Origin of the sequence: Vibrio sp. St2 (genome assembly GCF_947311885.1) — a bacterium.
Taxonomy (GTDB): Bacteria; Pseudomonadota; Gammaproteobacteria; order Enterobacterales; family Vibrionaceae; genus Vibrio; species Vibrio coralliilyticus.
Genome location: NZ_CAMZNA010000008.1, coordinates 136,844 through 160,187 on the forward strand (window position 1 = coordinate 136,844; position 23,344 = coordinate 160,187).

Annotated in this window: 17 protein-coding genes; 10 read left to right on the top strand and 7 right to left on the bottom strand. The window is 46.7% G+C overall.

The features are described 5' to 3' along the window. The first annotated feature begins 83 nt into the window (after positions 1–83). The 4 genes from ebgR to QMA41_RS20070 all read left to right on the top strand — a co-directional run bounded on the left by ebgR (position 84) and on the right by QMA41_RS20070 (position 6,507). On the top strand, positions 84–1,070 hold the full coding sequence (ebgR, locus tag QMA41_RS20055) for a transcriptional regulator EbgR (protein ID WP_229630083.1): 987 nt from the start codon (positions 84–86) through the stop codon (positions 1,068–1,070). A gap of 363 nt (positions 1,071–1,433) precedes the next feature. Beyond that, positions 1,434–4,523, top strand: a complete 3,090-nt coding sequence (gene ebgA / locus QMA41_RS20060) for a beta-galactosidase subunit alpha (RefSeq protein ID WP_281630437.1) — start codon at positions 1,434–1,436, stop codon at positions 4,521–4,523. Positions 4,524–4,525: 2 nt separating this feature from the next. Continuing rightward, entirely contained in the window at positions 4,526–4,978 is a 453-nt protein-coding gene (locus QMA41_RS20065) for a beta-galactosidase subunit beta (protein WP_281630438.1), read from the top strand. 101 nt (positions 4,979–5,079) lie between these two features. Next, positions 5,080–6,507, top strand: coding sequence for an amino acid permease (locus tag QMA41_RS20070; RefSeq protein WP_281630439.1), 1,428 nt, complete (start codon positions 5,080–5,082; stop codon positions 6,505–6,507). Between the two features lie 68 nt (positions 6,508–6,575). Here the strand turns inward: QMA41_RS20070 and QMA41_RS20075 are convergent, their stop codons facing one another. Next, positions 6,576–7,187, bottom strand: a complete 612-nt coding sequence (locus QMA41_RS20075; RefSeq protein WP_038164891.1) for a TetR/AcrR family transcriptional regulator — start codon at positions 7,185–7,187, stop codon at positions 6,576–6,578. A 149-nt stretch (positions 7,188–7,336) separates the two neighbouring features. Here QMA41_RS20075 and QMA41_RS20080 point away from each other — a divergent pair, with 149 nt between their 5' ends. The 3 genes from QMA41_RS20080 to ygjK all read left to right on the top strand — a co-directional run bounded on the left by QMA41_RS20080 (position 7,337) and on the right by ygjK (position 11,413). After that, positions 7,337–8,353 (top strand): MBL fold metallo-hydrolase, encoded by a 1,017-nt coding sequence (locus QMA41_RS20080; RefSeq protein WP_281630440.1) that lies wholly within the window; start codon positions 7,337–7,339, stop codon positions 8,351–8,353. Between the two features lie 11 nt (positions 8,354–8,364). Further along, the gene (locus tag QMA41_RS20085; RefSeq protein ID WP_045986151.1) at positions 8,365–8,703 is read left to right on the top strand and encodes a DUF5329 family protein; all 339 of its coding nucleotides are present in this window, start codon (positions 8,365–8,367) and stop codon (positions 8,701–8,703) included. A 334-nt stretch (positions 8,704–9,037) separates the two neighbouring features. Continuing rightward, positions 9,038–11,413 (top strand): alpha-glucosidase, encoded by a 2,376-nt coding sequence (gene ygjK / locus QMA41_RS20090; RefSeq protein ID WP_281630441.1) that lies wholly within the window; start codon positions 9,038–9,040, stop codon positions 11,411–11,413. A 51-nt stretch (positions 11,414–11,464) separates the two neighbouring features. Here the strand turns inward: ygjK and QMA41_RS20095 are convergent, their stop codons facing one another. The 3 genes from QMA41_RS20095 to QMA41_RS20105 all read right to left on the bottom strand — a co-directional run bounded on the left by QMA41_RS20095 (position 11,465) and on the right by QMA41_RS20105 (position 16,637). Next, entirely contained in the window at positions 11,465–13,708 is a 2,244-nt protein-coding gene (locus tag QMA41_RS20095) for a hypothetical protein (protein ID WP_281630442.1), read from the bottom strand. Positions 13,709–13,783: 75 nt separating this feature from the next. After that, complete coding sequence (melB, locus tag QMA41_RS20100; protein WP_281630443.1) at positions 13,784–15,214, bottom strand: melibiose:sodium transporter MelB; 1,431 nt, start codon at positions 15,212–15,214, stop codon at positions 13,784–13,786. A gap of 70 nt (positions 15,215–15,284) precedes the next feature. Further along, positions 15,285–16,637: an alpha-glucosidase/alpha-galactosidase gene (locus QMA41_RS20105; protein ID WP_281630444.1), complete on the bottom strand. Its 1,353-nt coding sequence runs from the start codon at positions 16,635–16,637 to the stop codon at positions 15,285–15,287. Positions 16,638–16,969: 332 nt separating this feature from the next. Here QMA41_RS20105 and melR point away from each other — a divergent pair, with 332 nt between their 5' ends. Together melR and QMA41_RS20115 are read left to right on the top strand one after the other, a co-directional pair. Beyond that, positions 16,970–17,980: a transcriptional regulator MelR gene (gene melR / locus QMA41_RS20110; RefSeq protein ID WP_281630445.1), complete on the top strand. Its 1,011-nt coding sequence runs from the start codon at positions 16,970–16,972 to the stop codon at positions 17,978–17,980. Positions 17,981–18,058: 78 nt separating this feature from the next. Continuing rightward, on the top strand, positions 18,059–19,162 hold the full coding sequence (locus QMA41_RS20115) for a phosphatase PAP2 family protein (RefSeq protein WP_281630446.1): 1,104 nt from the start codon (positions 18,059–18,061) through the stop codon (positions 19,160–19,162). Here QMA41_RS20115 and QMA41_RS20120 read toward each other — a convergent pair. Then, positions 19,143–20,051: a LysR family transcriptional regulator gene (locus QMA41_RS20120; protein WP_281630447.1), complete on the bottom strand. Its 909-nt coding sequence runs from the start codon at positions 20,049–20,051 to the stop codon at positions 19,143–19,145. The two genes, QMA41_RS20115 and QMA41_RS20120, sit on opposite strands and share 20 nt — an antisense overlap. A gap of 104 nt (positions 20,052–20,155) precedes the next feature. Here QMA41_RS20120 and chrA point away from each other — a divergent pair, with 104 nt between their 5' ends. After that, positions 20,156–21,301 (top strand): chromate efflux transporter, encoded by a 1,146-nt coding sequence (gene chrA / locus QMA41_RS20125; protein ID WP_281630448.1) that lies wholly within the window; start codon positions 20,156–20,158, stop codon positions 21,299–21,301. A 60-nt stretch (positions 21,302–21,361) separates the two neighbouring features. On the opposite strand, the gene QMA41_RS20130 is transcribed toward chrA, so the two are convergent. Beyond that, positions 21,362–22,381, bottom strand: coding sequence for a tetratricopeptide repeat protein (locus tag QMA41_RS20130; RefSeq protein ID WP_172849277.1), 1,020 nt, complete (start codon positions 22,379–22,381; stop codon positions 21,362–21,364). 14 nt (positions 22,382–22,395) lie between these two features. Then, a complete protein-coding gene (locus QMA41_RS20135; RefSeq protein WP_021455741.1) occupies positions 22,396–23,343 on the bottom strand; it encodes a type II secretion system F family protein in 948 nt (315 codons plus the stop codon). Position 23,344: the final 1 nt, after the last annotated feature.

Below are 23,344 nucleotides of genomic sequence, written 5' to 3' on the forward strand. Positions count from 1 at the left end.
TATTACAAGCGTATGAGGATTGTTTACAATGGCGGAAACAGTGACTTGCCCAAAGGAGTTGGGCTCGCCAACGGAAAAAACACATGGCTACATTAAAAGATATTGCAACAGAAGCGGGCGTTTCATTAGCGACCGTCTCCAGAGTTCTCAATGACGATCCGACATTGAGCGTCAAAGAAGAAACCAAACACCGGATTCTGGAAATTGCCGAAAAGCTGGAATACAAAACCAGCAGCTCAAAAAAGTCGATTCTGGCCAGAAAACAGCAGCACCACTTTCTGGCGGTATACAATTACAAGCAGGAAGCGGAAGTTAACGACCCTTACTACCTCTCGATTCGCCATGGTATAGAAACCCAATGTGACAAACTGGGCATCGAATTGACCAATTGTTACGACAGCGAAGTATCAGTAGAGAGCAATAAGATCACTGGTGTTCTGCTGGTCGGCCGCAGTAGCGCCGAAGTGCTAAAGGACGTTGAAAAACTCACCGACAATATTTGCTATGTGGATTTCAGTGATAGCGAGTCACCCTTCGATTCCGTCGATATTGACCTAGTGCGCATCAGCAAAGAGATTACCGATTTCTTTATCGACCAAGGCTATCGGCGTATCGGCTTTATCGGCGGTCAAGATACCACTGACACGCCAGACATCCGCGAGGTGGCCTTTGCCGAGTACGGTCAACTGAAAGGCGTGGTCTCTTTGGACGATATCTATCGTGGTGATTTCACCAGCTCTTCTGGTTACGATTTAGCGAAACAAATGCTGGCAAAGGATGACCACCCGAGCGCTCTATTTATTGCCTCTGATTCGATTGCCATCGGCGTATTGCGTGCGATTCATGAGCAAGGGCTAAGCATTCCTCAGGACATTGCTCTAATCAGTGTGAATGACATTCCGACGGCTAAGTTTACCTTCCCGTCTTTGTCTACCGTGCGGATTCATTCTGAGATGATGGGGATTCAGGGCGTTAACCTGCTGGTAGAAAAAGCCCGCGATGGTCGAGCATTACCACTTCAGGTCTATGTTCCAAGTAAACTCAAGCTTCGCGACACGACAAAATCTTGATCGCCACTCCCCTTCTCCGTTATATAAAGCGCTGATTTTCAGCGCTTTTTTATTATAAAAAACAAGTGTACACCTACATTACGCTGCTGTTTTACTGATTTTTACTTTCCAGATAATCACTCCTTTACCCAGATCACAGCTTTCAGATAGATCGCTCAATAATTCGTGATCAAGTTAAAGTAAAACGTTTTCACACATTTGTTTTAGTAAAATTTTTACTAATATATTTTCCAGATAGTCAAAAAAGACCTTTACTCACTATTACGTCGGCATAGCCCAATTCACTTTGAATCAGTGTGAGCGTATTCACCACCAGACTTTTTTAAAGTGCAAACAAGCTGCCTTGGCCGAGGGAGAACGAACGTGAACAACTGGGAAAACTTCCTACATTTGCATGAGAATCGTATGGCACCACGTGCCTACTTCTTCTCATACGACTCAGTAAAAACCGCTCAAACATTCCAGCGTGAACTAAGCCGCCACTTTATGCTGCTAAGTGGTCAATGGAACTTTAACTTCTTTACTAACCCACTGTTGGTACCAGAAGAGTTCTACTCACAAAAGATGGAACAGTGGGACCAGATTACGGTTCCCAATATGTGGCAAATGGAAGGCCACGGCGACCTTCAGTACACAGACGAAGGCTTCCCATTCCCGATTGATGTGCCTTTTGTTCCTAGTGACAACCCAACCGGCGCTTACCAACGCACATTCACACTCGGGGAAAACTGGAAAAATAAACAAACCATCATCAAATTTGATGGGGTAGAAACTTACTTTGAAGTGTATGTAAACGGCGAATACGTAGGCTTTAGTAAAGGCAGCCGCTTAACCGCTGAATTCGATATTTCTAACTATGTTCAACAAGGTGAAAACCTGCTTTCAGTACGAGTGATGCAGTGGGCTGACTCCACCTATATTGAAGACCAAGACATGTGGTGGACAGCAGGTATCTTTCGCGACGTCTATTTGCTCGGAAAAGAACAAGTTCACGTCCAGGACATAACAGTTCGCACTGATTTCGACGACGATTACGTCGCGGCGACACTTTCTTGCCAAGTCGAAATAGAAAACCTATCTGCTCTGCAAGCCTCAGGCTATGCCCTTGACTATGCACTGATGGATAAAGGCCAGCTTGTTGCGCAAGGTTCATGCAGTAACCTAACCATCGACAACAAAACGCAGGCGAGTTTTACGCTTGAGATCGACGCTCCCATCCATTGGACAGCAGAAAACCCATACCTTTACCAACTGGTTTTAACCTTAAAAGACCAGCTAGGTAAAACCCTTGAAGTCATCCCTCAACGTGTTGGTTTTCGCGACATCAAAGTACGCGATGGGCTGTTCTACATCAACAATCAATACGTGATGCTGCATGGTGTTAACCGCCACGACAACGATCACCTAAAAGGTCGCGCTGTCGGAATGGACCGCGTAGAGAAAGATTTGGTATTGATGAAGCAGCACAACATCAACTCAGTCCGTACCGCGCACTACCCGAACGACCCTCGCTTCTACGAGCTATGTGACATTTACGGTCTGTTTGTGATGGCCGAAACCGATGTTGAGACTCACGGCTTCGCTAACGTCGGGGATTTAAGCCGCATCACTAACGATGCTGCATGGGAAGCCGTCTTCGTAGACCGCGCAGAACGCCACGTCCACGCTCAGAAAAACCATCCTTCTATCATCATGTGGTCGCTGGGTAATGAGTCAGGTTACGGCTGCAACATTCGCGCGATGTACGAGGCGACTAAAGCCATCGATGACACTCGCTTAGTCCATTACGAAGAAGACCGTGATGCGGAAGTGGTCGATGTCATTTCCACCATGTATTCCCGTGCACAACTGATGAATTACTTTGGTGAGTTCCCACACGAGAAACCACGCATCATCTGTGAATACGCACATGCAATGGGCAATGGCCCGGGCGGTTTAACCGAATACCAGAATGTGTTCTACCAACATGACCACATTCAAGGTCACTATGTCTGGGAATGGTGTGACCACGGCATTCTCGCTCGTGATGAAGCAAGGACAGAGTTCTACAAGTACGGTGGCGACTACGGCGATTACCCGAACAACTACAACTTCTGTATGGACGGCCTTGTGTACCCAGACCAAACACCGGGTCCGGGCCTGAAAGAGTACAAGCAAGTCATTGCACCAGTGAAAATCCGTGCGGTTGATGAACGGGCTGGCAAGTTCCTGATTGAGAACAAATTGTGGTTTAGCGATATCAATGACTACACCATTACCGCAGATATCCGTGCTGAAGGTGAAACACTGCGCAGCGTTCAGTTCAAGGTAGACGATCTTGCCGCTAATTCTGAGCGTGAAATCGACATTGCCATTCCACAGTTGGATGAGCGTGAAGCCTTCATCAACTTCACAGTACGCAAAGACTCTCGCACACTTTACAGCGAAGCCAATCATGAGGTTGCTGTTTACCAATACCAGCTCAAGCAAAGCACTAATGTCGAAGAGATCTTTACCAATCACAACGCGACACCACTTCACGTAGAAGAGAGTCGACTTAACTATTTGATTTCAGGTCACAACTTCGCTCTCAACTTCTCGAAAGTGAACGGTAAACTGACCTCTTGGTTGGTTAATGGTGAAGAACTGATCAAGTCTGAGCCTAAGCTCAACTTCTTTAAACCAATGATCGATAACCATAAACAAGAGCATGACGGTCTATGGGAGCCAGCGCACCTGCAAATCATGCAAGAGCACTTCCGCACACTGCATGTTGAGCAAGTGGATGGCAAAGTCGATATCACGACCACCAGCATTATTGCGCCGCCCGTGTTTGATTTTGGTATGCGCTGCGAGTACCGCTACCAAATCAATGCCGAAGGTCAGTTGAATCTCGAGCTAAGCGGCGAGCGTTACGGTAATTACCCGCATGTGATACCTGTCATCGGCTTGGACCTTGGCATCAACGGTCACTTCGACCAAGTGAAATACTACGGTCGCGGCCCTGAAGAGAACTACCAAGACAGCAAACAAGCCAACCTGATCGATGTTTACCAAAGCACAGTCGCTGACATGTTCGAAAACTACCCGTTCCCACAAAACAATGGCAACCGCCAACATGTTCGCTGGGCAGCACTAACCAACCGTGACGGCATGGGATTACTGGTAAAACCGCAACAAGAGATCAACTTCAGCGCTTGGTTCTACACCAACCAAAACTTGCATCAGGCACAACACACGACGGAGCTAGAAAAAAGCGGTTACATCACTCTCAACCTCGATCATAAATTGATGGGACTTGGTTCTAACTCTTGGGGCAGTGAAGTGCTCGACTCATACCGAGTGTATATGGACACCTTCCGCTATGGCCTCACCCTGATGCCATTGCAGGCCGGAGATTGCAGTGCGCAAGACCTAGCCGCCCATAACTTTGGTCACGACTTCTTTACTCCCACTCAGCGAAACGAGGCATAACCATGATCGTGTTAGAAAACTTAGCGCAATTCAAAGTCGTTTACCGCGATGGTCGTAAATGGAACCGCTGTATTGAAGCGATTGAAAACATCGCCAACATCAAAGACGGCGTGATGCATTCAATTGGCGATTCTCTGGTTTACATGATTGAAGATGGAGTGGCTCGTCACACTGACACCTTTGAAGGCAATCGCCGCTACTTCGACATTCATTACTACCTAGAAGGAAAAGAGACGGTTGAATTTGCTGAAAAATCTCAGCTTGAGCTTGTCGACAACTATCGCGATGAGACCGACCGAGAATTCTTTTCCGGCCAAGGTGATACCCGCGAGCTGGTGGAAGGCCAAATCGCCATCTTCGATAACCACAACGCTTACCGTTTTCACGGCGATCACGCCGTGAGGAAAGTGGTACTTAAAGTCACCGTTGAGGACGGCTACTTCCTCAACAAATAACCCTGAATAATAATCGGGCCAGACACTGAATCTGGCCCACAGCAACTATCACGCTCACGAGCAATTGGGCGTATAATTGACGTGATTCATTGGAGGACATTATGTCTGAATCTCTACGCGGCACAATTGGAAAATTTGCCTTGCTGTCGATGACCTTTGCGGCGGTATTTAACGTCCGTAACATCGTAAACAACAACATTGAATTGGGGTTAAGTTCTGCCCCCGTATTCTTGCTGGCGACCATCATTTACTTTATCCCTTTCGTGTTCATCATCGCGGAATTTGTCTCGGCGAACAAAAACTCTGAGTCGGGGATGTACGACTGGCTCAAGCAACCTTTGGGCACCAAAAATGCCTATTTGGGTTCGTTCCTCTACTGGTTCGTCAACCTGTTCTGGTTCGTCTCCTTACTGCCCAACGTGATTGCCTACGCATCGTATGCGATGCTCGGCTATGAATACACCTTCTCACCTATGGTGACATCGCTGATTTCTATCGTCCTGTTTGCAGCGGCGACACATATCTCCACCAAAGGCGCGAGCTGGCTGGGCAAGATTTCAGAAATCGTTGCTTACGGGGTATTTGCCTTGTTTGGTATTTACGTGCTGGGTGCATTAATGGCGCTTGGCGGCGGCGATTACACACCAGCAGAGCCAATAACGCTGGAAGCCATGACACCGACCATCAACTGGGCAACCATAGGTATCATGTGTTGGATCTTCCAAGCGGCGGGCGGTGCAGAAACGGCAGCGGCGTACCTGAAAGATGTCAAGGGCGGTCAAAAAGCCTTTATCAGAGTTATCATCATCGCCGGTGTGCTGATTGGTGCCATGTACGCCGTCGGCTCTCTATTGGTTAACGTGTTTGTTCCTCTTGAAGACCTCACGTATGCGGGCGGCATGGTCGAAATCTTTACCGGTATGGCGAACTACTTCAACATCTCCGAAACCATGGTTGGCCGCTTCGTGGGTATCGTACTGTTCATTGCCATGTTTGGTTCAATGATGATGTGGACAGCGGCACCAGTAAAAATTCACTTCTCTGAAATTCCGCAGGGCGTATACGGTGAGAAAACAACCGAGCTGAATGAACATGGTGTTCCTGTTCGTGCCGCTTGGTGGCAGTTTGCTTTCGTTGTCGTGATGCTAGTGGTGAACGGTTTTGGCTCTGAGTCCGTTCAGGACATGATGAATCAAGCCATCAACCTGACAGCGGGCACCGCCATGTTACCGCCTATCTTTATCATGGTGGCTTACTTCATCTTCCGCTGGAAACACGACGATACACCGCGTGATTTCCGCATGGGTTCCCGCAAGTTTGGTATGGGTGTGGTTTCCATTCTGATTGCCATCTTTGTAATCAGTATGACGGCTTCCGCCTTCCCGACTGGCGTTGACTTGGTTCGTGCTTTCTTCATCAACGTATTTATGACAGCGGTATTCTCAGGTATTGCTTGGTGGTGGATTTCTCGCTTTGAAAAAAAGCAAGCGAGCAAAGAGGTCAAGTTAGAAACCGCTAAACAGCCTTAATACTTAGGCTTAAACGTGACTCACAAAAAAGCCCTTACCTAAAATGGTAAGGGCTTTTCTAATTTTATTTAAACGCGATACTGACTCATAAACAGTCTTGCGGTTTGCTCAGCTAGCACCCTAGCCTCTTGCTTACTCAGAGACGCTTTCATACCCAGAACCTGAGGCCAAAACGCACTGCCTTTGACCAAACTATGCAGTTGAGTACTCGCGACAACGATATCGTCCATCGCAAGAGTTTGTTTCTCCGCCTGCTCATTCAGCCAACGAAACAACGCAGTCTCTTGCTTCGACATTTTCTCTTCTTGCTCTTTAAGCTCATCAGGCTTATAGAAAAAATAGCCCAGAGCGACTTTCGCCAAATCAACATAGTGAGGGTCAGTCACCACGTTGATTTCACTTTCAAGCAGAGCAACGAGCTGCTGCTCTAAATCCAGTTCTACAAGACCTGCGACTTCATGATCTGCCATCGAAGTTCGCCACAGCTCTGACAGTAATTCCATGACAATCGCTTCTTTCGATTCGAAATGATTGTAAACCGTTCTCTTAGAGACCTCTGCCATAGCAGACAGCTTATCCATGCTGGTATTTTGCACGCCAAATTCCTGAAAAGCCTGTTTTGCCGCAACCAATATCGCTTCTCGTTTAATTTCGCTACGACCTTTTTTTCTCACTTTCATAGAGTTAACGATCCTACTTCATTCCGCTGAGATCTATTTTACACCAAGCAGTTTACTTTAAAAGCAAAGCATGTAAACTACACCGTATAGTTTACTTTAGGATAAACCATATGAAACGCGCATTGTTAGCCACTGTAGGAGCGATAATTATGACTACCTCAATCATTTCTTGTACCAGTTCTGACAAGGCTTCTGGTAAGCAATATCCCAAGAAATTTGCTAATACGGAGCTAGAATACAAAAGCGGATTTGGTGACATTCTTAAGATAACGAAAGCTTATTTCACCACTGAGCGCCTGAACCCAACGCCAACCTTTGAGCTGCCAGTCCACGCGATCAGCACTGATCAGTTAGCCAATGAACAGCAAGACGTGTTGTATCGTTTGGGTCATTCCAGTATTGCGATGAAGATCGACCAACAGTTAATCCTGACCGATCCTGTGTTTAGTGAACGCGCATCACCCGTGCAGTGGGCAGGACCAAAGCGTTTTCACCAACCGCCGATTTCATTACAAGAGCTACCAAACATTGATGCCGTTTTGATCAGCCATGACCATTACGATCACTTGGATAAAGCATCGATCAAAACGCTGACAGACAAAGTCGACGTATTTCTTGTCCCACTTAAAATTGGTCAAACATTGAGAGAGTGGAATGTCCCAGAAGAGAAGATCATTGAGCTTAACTGGTGGGAATCACATGTTCACAATGGCGTCGAATATGTACTGACACCAACACAACACTTCTCTGGCCGCGGCTTAACCGATCGCGACGGCACCCTGTGGGGCAGTTGGGTCATCAATGGACAGCAACATAAAGTGTTCTTTAGTGGTGATTCTGGCTACTTCTCTGGCTTTAAAGAGATTGGCGATAAATATGGTCCGTTTGATTTCACCATGATAGAGACAGGGGCATACAACACCCTGTGGGCAGACATCCATATGTTCCCTGAACAAAGCGTTCAGGCACACATCGACTTACAAGGTAAGGTTATGATGCCAATTCACAACGGCACCTTTGACCTCGCCATGCACGATTGGAATGAGCCAATGCAGCAAGCAATGGAGATCAGTGAAGAGCGTGGTGTGACCATGGTGAGCCCTGAGTTTGGTCAACGGGTCGAGCTTTCTCAGCCATTGCCAATCAAACCTTGGTGGAATTTGTAAAAGAGGCTGCAATGAAGCTTAAATACCTCCTCTTACTCGTGAGCATATTGGCTCTTCCCGCAGCGGCGAATGTCGAGCAAGATGTCGACATTTTGATAGGGCAAATCGCGCAATCACCTTGCACCTTTATCCGTAACGGCGAATCATACGATCAGCAGCAGGCTGCGGAACATATTCGTAAAAAATGGCACTACGCTAAAGATGATGTTACGGATATTCAGGTGTTTATTAGCGAGGTGGCGTCTAAAAGTTGGTTTAGCGGCAAGCCATATATGGTCAAATGCGGAGAAACTCAAATCACCAGCGAAGCCTGGCTCAATCAATTATGGCAACAAGCCGAGCAGCCCTAACAATCTTTAAAAAGCACCGCGAGGTGCTTTTTTATTTTGGCTTCATTGGTGTTTAGAGCGCTAGGCTTCACAATAACGACCCATTACCTTCCCTGCCCCTGTATAAGCACTCGCACATACTTGCCCGCACTTTATCTTGCAGATGAATCAATCAATTGCACCCAGCTCGATAATGCTCTCTCTGCCCATCATTAACAGGTTCGATGTAATCACTCATCAAGTAAAATTTTACTAAATTAAGATCACACATTAACTAAAGATCGGTTACCCCTTGTATTTGTGGCAGATAAAATCTTGTCAATCAACGTTCAGACCTTTGACCAAGGAAAATGACATGACCCTTAGTAAAACTTTTATCGCCCTTGCTGTAAGTTCCGCTGTGGCCATTTCTGGCTGCGCTTCAGTCACCAGTGAACCAACGCCACAGGCAATGGAGTTCAAGAACGTCATTGATCGCACTGGTTCTCCAGAATATATGCGTGATTATGATTTTGATGACCACCAGCGCTTTAACCCTTTCTTCGATTTGGGTGCGTGGCATGGTCACCTGCTACCAGACACTAAAGACGGTATGGGTGGATTTCCGGGGACCGCATTACTGACTGAAGAATACATCAACTTTATGGCCAACAACTTTGACCGCTTAACCGTGTACAAAAATGGCCAGAAAGTGAATTTTGAGATGGAAGCGTACAGCCTGCCCGGCGCCTTGGTTCAAAAGCTGTATTCTGACGATGTACAAATCGAGATGACGCTGCGCTTTGCTAGCAACCGCACTTCGCTGCTTGAAACTAAGATCACTTCAGAGCAGCCACTTGATCTGGTGTGGGATGGTGAACTGCTGGAAAAATACCACGCTAAAGAAGGCAAGCCTCAATCCGATAAAACCATCGATCAAGCTTATCCGGATTATGACCGTCAGATTGTCGCTACCGATGACGGCCTCAAAGTGACGTTTGGTAAAGTTCGTGAAACATGGACATTGCTGACTTCAGGCGAATCTGAATATCAGATCCACAAATCCATCCCGATGAAGACCGAAATCGAGGGCCATCAGTTTGTTTCCAAAGCGCATGTTTCTGGCTCTACAACCCTCTACACCACATACACTCATGTGCTGACAGCAAAAGAAAACCAAGCTGAACAGAGCAAAATACAAGACATACTCACCCACCCAGACAAGTATCAAAAAGCGTCCGTTCAACGCTGGGAGCACTACCTTGAGAAAGGGCTGACCAACCCGAATGCCACTCCAGAACAAGAGCGAGTGGCAGTCAAAGCGATGGAGACGTTGAACGGAAACTGGCGTGGTGTGGCTGGTGCGATGAAATTTGATTCTGTCACTCCATCGGTGACCGCTCGTTGGTTCTCGGGCAATCAAACTTGGCCTTGGGACACATGGAAGCAAGCCTACGCAATGGCACATTTCAACCCAGAAGTGGCGAAAGACAATATTCGCGCCATGTTCGCCTACCAGATTCAGGCCAATGATCCTGTTCGCCCGTGGGATGAAGGTTATGTACCTGACTTGCTGGCTTACAACTTAAGTCCTGAGCGTGGCGGCGATGGAGGAAACTGGAATGAACGCAACACTAAACCGAGCTTAGCCGCGTGGGCTGTTATGGAAGTGTATAAAACAACCGGTGATAAAGCGTGGTTAGAAGAGATGTACCCTAAATTGGTCGCTTACCACAACTGGTGGTTACGTAATCGTGACAACAATGGTAACGGTGTGCCTGAGTATGGTGCTGCTCGTGACAAAGCCCATAACACCCCTGACGGTCAGATGCTATTTACCGTCACTCGTGGTGACAAAGAACAAACCTTTACCGGGCTAGACCAATATCAAGCAATCATTGCCAATGGCCAATACGACCACATTGAAATCCCGGCCCAAACCGCGGCGTCATGGGAGTCTGGTCGCGATGATGCGGCAGTATTTGGCTTTATCGACAAAGAGCAACTGGACAAGTATGTCGAGAAGGGTGGAAAACGCAGTGACTGGGATGTGCAATTCGCTCAGAACCGAGCACAAGATGGCACCCTACTAGGTTACTCATTACTGCAAGAGTCGGTCGATCAAGCCAGCTATATGTACAGCGATAATCAGTTCCTTGCTGAAATGGCGGACATCATAGGCAAGCAAGAAGAAGGAAAAGTTTTCCGCGAGAAAGCCGAACACTTGGCTGATTACATCAATACCTGCATGTTCGATGAAGAAAGTGGCTATTTCTACGACATTCGCATCGAAGATAAGCCACTTGCCAATGGTTGTGCAGGCAAACCGATCGTTGAACGTGGCAAAGGGCCAGAGGGCTGGTCACCACTGTTCAATGGCGCGGCGACTCAAGCACACGCCGATGCGGTAGTGAAAGTGATGAAAGATACCGAAGAGTTCAACACTTACGTACCTCTGGGTACCGCAGCGCTGTCTAACCCCGCCTTTGGGGCTGATATCTACTGGCGTGGACGTGTGTGGGTCGACCAATTCTACTTTGGCCTTAAAGGAATGGAGAAATACGGTTACCGTGACGATGCAGTCGAGATGGCCACGGCTTTCTTCGACAATGCCGACGGCTTGATTCAAGACGGCCCAATCAGAGAAAACTACAACCCGCTTACCGGCGCTCAACAAGGTGCACCCAACTTCTCTTGGAGTGCGGCTCACCTATATATGCTTTACAACGATTTCTTTACCTCGGAAAAGTAACAAACAACAAAGGGCGCTTAATCGCGCCCTTTCAATTAGAATTTAAGTAAATTAGCGGCTTTTTGACACCGAATGTGACTCTTTCCCCAGCACATTAACCAGTACGTAGCTCACCTTCTGACCATTAACCACTTTGTGTTTCGCTTCAACGGTCTTTCCATTGACCACCAGCTTTGGATAATCCCCATAGAACCACGCTTCCCACGTGAGCGGCTTATTGTTGTTATTGGTTAATGTCGAATGGTCAGTACCCTCATGGCGCAGCGCGACTTCATGCTCACCCATTGGTAAGTAGTCAACCGCGAGCCAGTCAATATCCGCTGTCAGATGCGATGCCGTGATCAGATGACTGTCTGCTGCGTTTGGTTTCACCCCCATCAGCCCTTCAATGGTATTGGCGATAAAGGTAAACGAGATCTCCGGATAATCGCCATTGGTGCCTTGTGTCGGACGCTCATGAGGTAAGTCTTTCATATCCATGATGTACTGCATCCACTTCCAAGCTTCCTCATTGCGGTTGTATGGAAAATAGGTCTCTGGGATGTAGCTGTACGCCTCGATATTGTTCGGAGCATCTGGCGTCGAGCCAATGCCATCGCCGAGACTTTGTGAAATAAAGTCTAGGTATCGGTCATTACGCTCACCCGGCTCGGTGATCAGCTTCATCGGCATAAACCAGCTGTTTTCTTTACCAAAGTCGTTCAGCCTCAAGCCATCCTTCTGCACTATGTTGACGTAGTTATCCAAAGGCTTTTCTGGGTCAGCAATACTCCACTCCTGATTAAAGTAGTCTTTCAGTTGCTGGGCTTTTTGCTGCCATTGACGAGATTCACTGTACTCTTCTCTGGCGTTAAGCATGGCCGCATAAGCCACCGTTGCTTGATATTGAGAGCCAATCCCGTCACCCGCTTCAATCGGGAATTCGCCCCGTTCGTTATAGGTTGCCGAGCCTTCAAAGATACCACCATAACCTTCAGCGATACCGTTTGGGTCCTGATCGTCATGCAATGCGATGTAGTCGGTCATCACTTTGGTGTAAAAACGCCACAGATCTTTGTCTTCAATGTAGCGCTTATCACCCGTCCATTGGTATTGCTCCCAAGCCTTCTCAAGAAATTCAAACTGCGCCGGGACTTCACGCACAAACCAGTCGTCGTCTTCGTAGTCGATCAGGTGCGGGCTGCCATCAAAGTTGATCGCCCACAGGGTGTACCACTTTCTCGACTCAGTAGAGTGCTTAGCGAAGGTTTTGAACATAGAGAAGTTTTCACGATCTAAGCCCGCTAACTTAGCGCCAGCCGACTGGTGAAGAAAGTCCCGAGAGTAGAAAGCCGTACGATCAAAGTAACCCGCCCAATAGGAAGGTAAGTAATCCGCGCTGCCTGTACCATCATTGTTATTTTCATCACGGTTGATCAAGTCGTGCTGCCCCGTCATCACAAACTGACGTGTTTTCTCTATCGCCCAGTCAAACGAGTCCTGCAATTTATCATTGGAAGACGAAACGGTGACTTGCTTCGCTTTAACCCGAGCACGCACCTTCCAATTCTCAACACGCCCTTTTTCATCTTTAAGCTTGATGTGAACTGGTTGACTAAAATCGAGAATTTCCCCCTGCTCGACTGACGCTCGAGAGCCTTTAGACACATGCAGCTTAGCAATCGCTACTTCAGAGACATCGCTCGCATACGGCAATTCAAACTCGATGTTTCTGCGTTCTTTATCGATAATGCTCTCACCGGATTGTGCTGCAACTTTGAACCCTATGATTTGATTAAAGTGTGGCGAATTGGATTTAGTGCTTTTTACCAGTTCAACCTGATCAATACTGACGCTGCCCGCATCTGACCCAGTGAAGCGCAGCTTTATCTGCTCCCCCCTCTCCAACGGAATCTGTTTAATTTTATTGTGCTTGTAGTCGTGACTCTTTTTGAGTTTTTTACTCAGAAAAGCTTCATCGCCAAGGTTAGTCAATTCAACGCGAGCATCTTTGCCTGGGCTGATCGCTTGAACCGACAGCTGGTAAAAGCCCGTTTCAGGTATAGTGACTATCTGGCTGATGCTGTGTCCGGCACCAATGGCAATTCTGCCGCGATATTGGCCTTCAAAAGCTTTATCGTCTTTGATATTGGCAAACCAGTAATGCCAACCTAGGCCACTGTCTTCAAACCCTGGGTTAGCCAGAACGTTGTGGTTTTCTCCAGCTGCAAGTGCTGTCTCAGGTAAAGTGTTAGCAGACACCGCTCCACTCAGCAGAGATCCTAGGATCATGCTGGCAATCAATGAGTGTTTCATCTTATTTAGCTCCCTATTCCATGGGGATATTCAGAAATTAGAAAAGCAGCCCTTTGGATAAAAGGGCTGAACAGATTACGCCTGAGCAGGCTGAGGGTTGTCGGGTGAGGCGATGCCTTCATTATGCTCATCGTTGTCGACTAGCTCATATTTTTCCATCAACTGTTGCTGGATCTGTTGATGATACGCGCCATTAAGTTTGTAGTAGCGGAAGTACATAAACAGCGCGATAGCAAAGAACAAACTTGGTAAACCAATCATAATGCACTGCATGCCAAAGACGGTTTCCGGCGTTTGCTCTACATTAGGCACGTAGTGCACAGCGGTTAAGGCAATACCGATAAAGAAAGCCGCAAACGCTGAGCCCGCTTTTACTACCAGAGTCTGTACTGAGTAGGCAATGCTTTCACAACGCACACCAAGCTTCACTTCACCGTAATCAACCGTATCGGCAACCATAATCACGTTGAGCACCCAGAACAGTGCGGTACCAATTTGCAGGAACACACCTGCGGTAGAGATCAGCAGCACGCTTTGGGTATCGTTCATGCCGATGTAGATCAACACTGCACTGCCGACAATCGGAAAGCCAGACGCACAGGCCCAAAGAACTCGACGAGAGAACCACTGAGCCAGTTTAGGGAATAGAACCAACGTGATGAGGTTAGCGATGCTGGCGTACGCCATGTAGTAAGGAAACAGGCTTTCATCCCCTACGACATAAGTGAAGTAGTACACGGCAAAGGCGGTAATAATGTTGGTCGCTAGGTTGTAAGACAGAGCCATACACAGCAGGCTGCTAAGCTGATCGTTCTTATAGATCAACGACAGCATTTTCTTCAGTGAGACCTTCTCTTCAGGCTGAGTTTTATTGAGCTTGGTAGTTGAGTAACGCTCTTTTACGTTGCGTAGAGTGACAAAGGTGGAAATCAGGAAACAAACGATCAGTAGCAGGGTGAACATCTGAAAACCGAAGCCTTTGTTGTCTTCACCACCAACATAGTTAATGAATGGCATCGCAATCGCAGCAGTCACCGTCCACGCTAAGCTAGCAAAAAACCTTGGGAAAGGGACCAGTTCTTCACGTTCTCGCTTATCGATCGTCAATGTTGGTACCAAAGACCAGAAGGGGATATCCATCAGGGTGTAAGTCATACCCCACAGAATGTAGGTAATGGCTGCGTAGGCGATAAGCCATGGGCCTTCAATCAGGTGGGCACTGAACACCATATACAAGACGACAGAATTCGTTAGAGTGCCAATCAGAATCCAGGGTTTGAATTTCCCCCAACGGGTTCGGGTATTGTTTACCACCCAGCCCATGAGTGGGTCATTGACTGCATCCCAGATCCGCGCCACCAAAAAGATGGTGCCAACAATGCCCGCTGAAATACCGACCACATCCGTGTAGTAAAACATCAGATACATGTAGACGATTGTGATGGCGAAATCCTTGCCGTAGGCACCAAACCCATAGCTGAGTTTGGTGCTCATCGAAATACTCATGTTTGCTCCTTAACGCTCCCATCACTGGGAGCGTATATGATTCACGTTATTGGAAGGGATATTATTGTTTTTATTGATAAACCCATTCAGGAAGCCATCCCTGATGTGCTTCGATTAAGTCATCCACCAACGCATAGATTTCATCGATACCGAGAACAGCCGCGGTATGTGGATCCAACATCGCAGCGTGATAAATACGCTCACGGTTTTCTGTCAAGATGGCCTCGGTTAGCAGCGTTTGAACATTAACGTTAGTCTGCATCAATGCCGCTAAATGGCTCGGCAAGCGCCCTGCTTTGGTCGGCTGAATGCCATTGGCGTCAACCAGACAAGCCACTTCAACGCAGCAGCCCTGGGGTAGGTTATCAATTAAGCCTTCATTCTTGACGTTGCCATAGATAACACTTGGCGTACCAGTCCAGATCGAGTTCATGATCGTACTGGCGTACTCCTGAGACTCTTTCACTGTGATTTGGTCAGCTAGCTTGTAGTCTTCTAAATCTTGTTTCCATGCAGCAATCTGTTCAACACAACGTTTTGGATACTCATCAATTGGCACTTTATAGCGCTCAATCAGATCCGGTCGATTTGGCTTGATAAAGTAAGGCGTGTATTCAGCAAAATGTTCGGAAGATTCCGTGACAAAGTAGCCCAGCTTCTTGAACATCTCGTAGCGAACTAAATTGGTACAACGGCCATCGTGATGCAAACCTGGTTTAGGAGCCTCGCCACGCTCAAACGCACCGAGCAAATCTGGATAAATATCAACGTAATTGCCTTGCTCGTCCTTCTTCTCCAAAGTTAGGTAGTAAGCCATGTGGTTGATGCCCGCACAGGTATAACGCAAGTCGGCATAATCCAAATCCAGATCGCGTGCTAACTCTTCCGCCGTCCCCTGCACAGAGTGACACAAGCCAACCTGTTTGATCTCTGGGTACTTCTCGTACATGGCCCAAGTATTCATCGCCATTGGGTTCACGTAGTTCAGCATGGTGGCATCTGGGCAGACTTGTTTCATGTCTTCACACACACTCCACAGGTGCGGAATGGTGCGTAACGAACGCATAATACCGCCCGGGCCTAAGGTATCAGCAATGGTTTGCTCTAACCCGTGGCGCTTACACACTTCGAAGTCGGTCACGGTGCAAGGCTCATAGCCCCCAATCTGAAATGCGATGACAACAAAGTCCGCGTCCTGCAACGCTTCTTTCTGATCAAGGTGGCAAGAAATGGTGCCTGTGGCGCCTGCAGAATTCATCAACTTACTGACGACAAGATGCGACTCTTCAAGACGAATCTCGTCAATATCCATTAGCGCTACATGCGCACTTTTTAACGCTGGCTTATGAAATACATCACCAAGAATGTTTTTAACAAAGATGGTCGAGCCGGCACCGATAAACGTAATTTTTGGACTGTTCATGCTCATGTGATCCTTTATTGATAGGTCTAGGTCATGCATCAACATTACTGACTTGATTATGATTAAGTCGTCTCGGTTCAACTCATCACTCTCTCATTTACTAAGATTTAATGCCTCATATAACAGAAAAAGTGTTTTTAGGAGTCTTTAAGAGATATTCGGGATTGATTGAGCATTTAAATCGAAAAACCACCGTCAATAACGGCAAAATGTTAGCCGTGTTACGTTCTTAGCCACAAAATGGGCGACTTATTCAGCTTTTGAACTATCTCTCTTTTTACCAAACAAAGGTCTGTTACAACCCTATAACTACCATTTCGTAAGGAGCCGACATGCCCTCGCCTAACGACCTACTCTCTGTGACTGCTCAAGAGCAGTATTCTTCAGAGTGTGTCTCAGTCAGCCCATTGTCACTCTATTCCTCTTACGAAAAAATTGATGTGGAGATGCGTGCGCCACACGCTATGCCCGGTTACCACTGGCATGGGCAAATCGAAGTTAATATTCCGTTTGGTGACGACGTAGAGTACATGATGAATGGCAGCCCAATTCACCTCAAAAATGGCAGTATTGGACTCTTTTGGGCTTCGGTGCCGCACCGTCTCACTGACCCTGGCGCAAGCCACAACATGGGCATCATCAATATTCCAATTCATCATTTTATGTCTTGGCCGCTTAACCGCGATCTGGTGAGCCAACTTACCCATGGCGCTGTACTGCAATCCACGTCCTGTAATTTAATCAGCGAATTTGAAATTGCTCGCTGGACAGAAGAGAGTCAACACCCGTCGGAAAGTCGCCAGCAGTTAGTCACCGATGAAATTGGATTGATGCTCAAACGCGTCTGTCTCGATGGTTGGCAGCAGCTTTCAACAGGTCGCGCAGATAAGGCCGCGAAGAGCAATACTTCAAAGCACTCGCAGTTTTATGTCAGCCAGATGCTGGAGTACATTGCGACCCACCACAACACTCCGCTCACAGCACAAAAGGTCGCTGACTATGCAGGGTTGCACGCCAATTACGCCATGACTATTTTTCAGCGCACCATGCAAATGACCATCAAGCAATACATCACTGCGATGCGAATTAATCACGCCCGTGCGCTGCTGAGTGATACGGAACGAACCATACTCGACATTTCCCTTACGGTAGGATTTAACTCCATCAGCCGCTTTTACGACACCTTCCGTCGTTGTATGGAAGTCACACCTACCCAGTATCGTAAGCTAAGTCGAGAAGATCATCGCTGGGGCTGGAAAGACGCCAACCCGCTTAATCAATTAGAGAAGGGCGCCTGTGATGGTAAGCGCCCCTTAGTGGTAAGTCACAATATCGAAAAATAGACACGCTATCGGTATCTAATTCCACTCAGGGAGAGTTGCTCTACACTTAGATGAGGAACAATAAGACCTTCATTTTAAATGGAACCTTTGATTCAGACTTCGCAATCCTCGCAATGGCAACATATAAAAACGGCTCTTTATCAGGACCGATTTCTTTATGGGTATGTGTTTGTAACCACGCTACTCTTATATGCGCTGTCTTTCCTTCTCGGTAACGACACTAAGTTTGATTTCAACCCTTTCATCTATCTCGCAACATTAGTTCAAGTTTGTTATGTCTCGTTTCTAGTTTGGGCAAGCGGCTATTTTTTGTATTTGCTTTACCACAAAACACCGCATCCACTGGCTCATTTCTTTCAAGCGATAAAAGGGTTCTTTCAGCCTCTATCTAAAGCGGTCAGTTTTATTCTTCTGGTGTTGGCGCTCAACCTGACTTTTTCCAGCTATACATTTCTCAAGCCACTGATTCCTGAAATCAACCCATTTCAATACGATGTACTGTTCTACGACCTAGACAAGTGGCTTCACCTAGGATACTCACCATGGGAGCTGACGCACTCCCTCTTCAGCAGCGCGTTCGCAACAAGCTTGCTTAATTTTCTTTACCATCTTTGGTTCCTACTCATGTGGGGCTCAGTGCTATTTTTTATTGTTCGACGGGACCTGACCAAACTACGGACCCAATTCCTTATCACCTTTCTTACCAGCTGGCTTCTTATTGGGGGAGTTGGCGCCATCCTTCTATCTTCAGCAGGGCCTTGCTACCTGCACCTGCTAGATCCTCAAGCGCTTCAATATGAACAACTAATGCAAAGGCTTGAGGTGCAGAATCAGCAACTTATTCAGAATGGCTGGTTCGGCTTATGGGCGTTAAATGTTCAGGATACGCTCTGGCAAATGCACATAAGCGAAGAGCCAGGGATTGGAGGAGGTATCTCAGCGATGCCGAGCATGCATGTAGCGATAGCTGTCGCCATGGCGCTGGCCGCTTATCGACACAATAGAAAACTAGGGGTCGTCATGTGGAGCTATGCGTTAGCCATACAAATTGGCTCCGTCCACCTCGCGTGGCATTACGCAATCGACGGATACCTAAGCTTTATTTTGACAATCGTGATTTGGAAGCTAGTCGGATGGCTGCAGACTCGATTCCGCCGAACAATTACTTCACAACTCGTGTAACGATATTGCGTAACCAGATACTCTTTTCTTCATACTGGTTAGCACTAAGAAACAACAACTTAATGTCGAAGTCCGGTACCTCCAAGGGAGCGGCAACCGCTTTTAAGCTGTGGTTATACATTTCCATTTCCGCAAATCTTTTCGGGACGATACAAACCATCTTCCGGCCAATCAACAACTTCCGAATGGTCAAAAAATTTCGAGAGGCCACACCAACTCTTCGCTCATGACCCATTTTAGCCAGCTTTTTATCCACCTGAGTTTCCAGACTGCCATCTGGGCTAACTAACGCATGCTCAACAGACACAAACTGTTCCAGCGTCATAGGGTTCTGGTGATCGAAGGTAAGTGGGTCAAACAAACACAAATGCTGTTCAGAATAGAGATATTGAGAGACGAAACGACGATTATGGTCATCAATACTACCAATGATTGCATCGATCTGCTCACTATCCGCTATCGATTGGTAGTTGCTTCGGTTCACGTTAAAAAAGCTAATTTGTGAGTAAGGCGATTCGTTCTTAATCGCATCAAATAATATCGGGGCAAAAAGCTGCTCAGCATAATCCGTCAAACCGATTTTCCACACACCACGATAGCTTTTGGGGTCGAAACCTTTCTTACTCAATAAATCGTTTTTAACGCTCGCCAATAGATTATGAACAAGTGGAGCCATGTCATGAGAGCGCTGTGTCGGTTCCATACGTGTGCCTACACGCTCGAAGAGAGGGTCATCAAACAAAGTACGCATACGTTGTAGGGTGTGGCTCATAGCTGATTGGCTGACATAACACTCCTGAGCCGCGAGGCTCACGCTTTGTGTATCGTATAAAGCCTGAAAGGCGACCAAGAGATTGAGGTCAACGCCTTTCCAATTAAACTCTTTCACAACAATCCCATATTATTCATACATTATATTAAAACTATTAATTGGAATCATTTTAGTACATTTCTTACAGTATGCGCAGTATTTGTTCTAAGAGTAACCAGACGATGTTGTCTATTTTTAAAACCTTTTTTTGGCTTGGTTGGATAAGCTTCGGCGGCCCAGCAGCCCATATTGGATACTTTCGTAATACCTTTGTTGAAAATCTCAAATGGCTTGACGATAAAGAGTACGCACAAATTGTCGCTCTGAGTCAGTTTCTGCCTGGACCTGGTTCCAGTCAGGTTGGCTTTGCTCTCGGTTACAAACGCGGCGGATTACCCGGCGCCTGCATGGCATTTTTAGGGTTCACTCTTCCATCGGTCCTTATCATGCTGGCTCTCGCTGTACTCAGTAGTCAGCTAACGGAGACTTCCCTATTCCAAAATATCGTCCATGGTCTAAAGCTTTTAGCGGTTGTCGTTGTGGCAGATGCCACATGGGGAATGTACAAGAACTTCTGTAAGGAGAGGCTATCGGTCACTCTGTGCTTAATTACCGCCATATCACTTTTAGTCTTCCCCGGTATCGCTACCCAAATGTTGGTTCTGGTTATCGCAGCGCTTGTCGGTATGAAGTACTTGGGCAGTCAAGAACAAGGATCCCAGACACGTTTTGAACCATCGGTGTTCCCTCTTGTTTTATTTGTTGTGCTGATTATTGGATTGCCTTTTGTCGCTCAAAGCTTACCTGCCCTAGAGCTATTCAGCGATTTCTTCCAAGCAGGCAGTTTGGTATTCGGTGGGGGGCATGTTGTCCTACCATTGCTACAGAATATTGTCGGTGACCAGCTCAGTCAGGATGCTTTCCTCACAGGGTATGCTGCAGCTCAAGCAGTACCGGGACCAATGTTTACCTTTGCTACTTACATTGGTTATGAGTTGTTACCACAAGCTCCTATTGCAGGCGCATTGATTGCCACTCTGGGTGTCTTTTTACCAGGCTTCTTACTTCTTTTAGGTGTACTGAAAAACTGGCAATCCTTAGCCAAGATGCCCAAGGTATCGGGCGCTGTAAACGGTGTAAATGCAGCCGTTGTTGGCCTCCTGGTAGCTGCACTTTATCAGCCCGTATTTACCAGCGCGGTCATGAGCCCAATTGATATTTCATTTGTTCTGATTGGTTTTTATCTGCTTAAGCAACTGAAACTGCCAATTGTCTGGATGGTCATCTTCTTTATGGCAGCGGGTATTGCAGGTGGGTACCTCGCTTAACGACAAGGCAAGAAAATAAACTAAGCAAAAGGGAGAGCTAAACTAAAGCTCTCCCTTTTATTATTCTGCTACGGCAACGACTTCCGCAGCTTTCTCTTCCCTTACCATAGCCAATGCTTTTTCAAGGTTTTCATTCGCCACTTTGTAATAGGAGGTTTTGGTATCTATTGCTTGTTGCAAGTACGGAATCGCCTGATCGGGTTTACCCTGTAGGATCAAGAAATATCCGACATTGTTTAAGGCTTCTGGCTTTTCCATATGCTTAGAGAACACGTTTACCGCACGAGTAATCTCACCTTTACCCAAGTAAATCAACGCGAGATTATTCAGTGCTTTTTCGTTTTGCGGGTCTTTTTTCAGTGCTTGTAAAACGAAACGTTGCGCTTTGCGATAGTCACCCGACATGTAAAAGGAGTAGCTTACGTTTATCAAGGTCTTGATTGAATCCGGCTTTATGCTCAAGGCTTGTTTATAAAACGCTTGTGCCAATTTATGATCTGTATTCAAATCTGCAATCACACCAAGGCCCATATATGCATATTCAGGTGAGTAGTGATCGACTTTAAGTTCGATTACTTCCTGCGGTTTCACCAAGTCCTTTTCATTGAGAGTTTTGTTGCTCTTGAAGCGAATCTGATCGGCATTAATTGAACGAAGAAAATAGCTCTTACCCAAATCTAAATCACCCGTTTTGCTGTAGATCGTTCCTAACTGCTCCAACACCTCAATATTGTTCGGGTTTTGCTCAACAGCTAACAAGTAGGCTTTCTCAGCCAAGGACAAATTTCCTCTCGACTGATGAATTCGACCGATGTTGTACAGAGAACGGTCTTTATACTGGCCGTTCTCAAACGATAAAGAGCGAATATATTCGTAGAGAGCTAAGTCGCTATTTCCCGCACTTAACGCGGTGTCACCTCGTGTAATCGCTTCTTGTTCTGTTTTGGGCGGTTCATCGGAGGACAGAGAGTCGATTGGCTTACCTTCATATAGTGAGGTATCGATACTCGGTTCATTGGATGCGCAAGCTGTCAAAAACAACGCAGACAGAGAGAGCACTATAAGATGAAGTCCTTTCATAACTTGCTCCTTAATTAGCCATTACCTAAAGTCGACGTGAACAGCAGCATAGATGGGCCAATCGCTACAATAAAGAAGCATGGCCAGATAAACAGCAACAATGGGAAAATCATTTTTGTTGGGATTTTCGCTGCAATTTCTTCGACTTCCTGATTTCTTTTATCTCGATAGTCTTCCGTATATTCACGCAATGTTTGCGATAAACTGCCGCCAATACGCGAAGCGTGAGCCAACATGGTAACCAGCCCTGCAATTTCATTCAGACCAGTACGTTCGATGAGGTCTTCAAACGCATCTGACATTTCAATACCTGCATTAATCTTGACACACACAGTATCCAATTCATCCGCAAAGTCTGGGTGAGAGATAGTAAGCTCATCAGCGACTCTTCGAAGCGCGGAGTTAAAACCCAGCCCGGATTCGGTACATACCACCAGCAAATCCAATGCATCGGCAATACCGCCTCGAATTTTTTTCTGACGCTTTTCAACTTTGTAGTTAAGCGCCATATTTGGTGCATACAAACCCGCGCCTGCGCTGACTGCCATTACCAAGTTCAACATCGACATATCAGGAGCGAGAAAATAAAAACCAGCAGCCATTCCCAAACCAACAACTAGTGACATCCCCTTGAAGGCATAAAAAACGGTCAAAGCGTTAGCGTCGTGATACCCAGCATGCATGAGTTTTTGACGAATGCTTTCACTCTCTTTTGAATTAGAGGGCTTCATCATTGGGGCTAGTGACTCAAGCGTGTTATCAAACTTGCGGCCTTTTTTCAGCTTGTCAGCACGAGTCGAGTCCCTTAGTTGTTCTAACTTAGCTCTCAATGGAGACTTGGAGCCAACCAGCAACAAAGACAAAGTGAATACAATCAATATGGTGGCGAGCAGAATGAGCCCGAGAAATACAGTCTGCTCATCTAGGTTGTAAGCGGTAAATTGTTCAAATAAGTTCTCCATG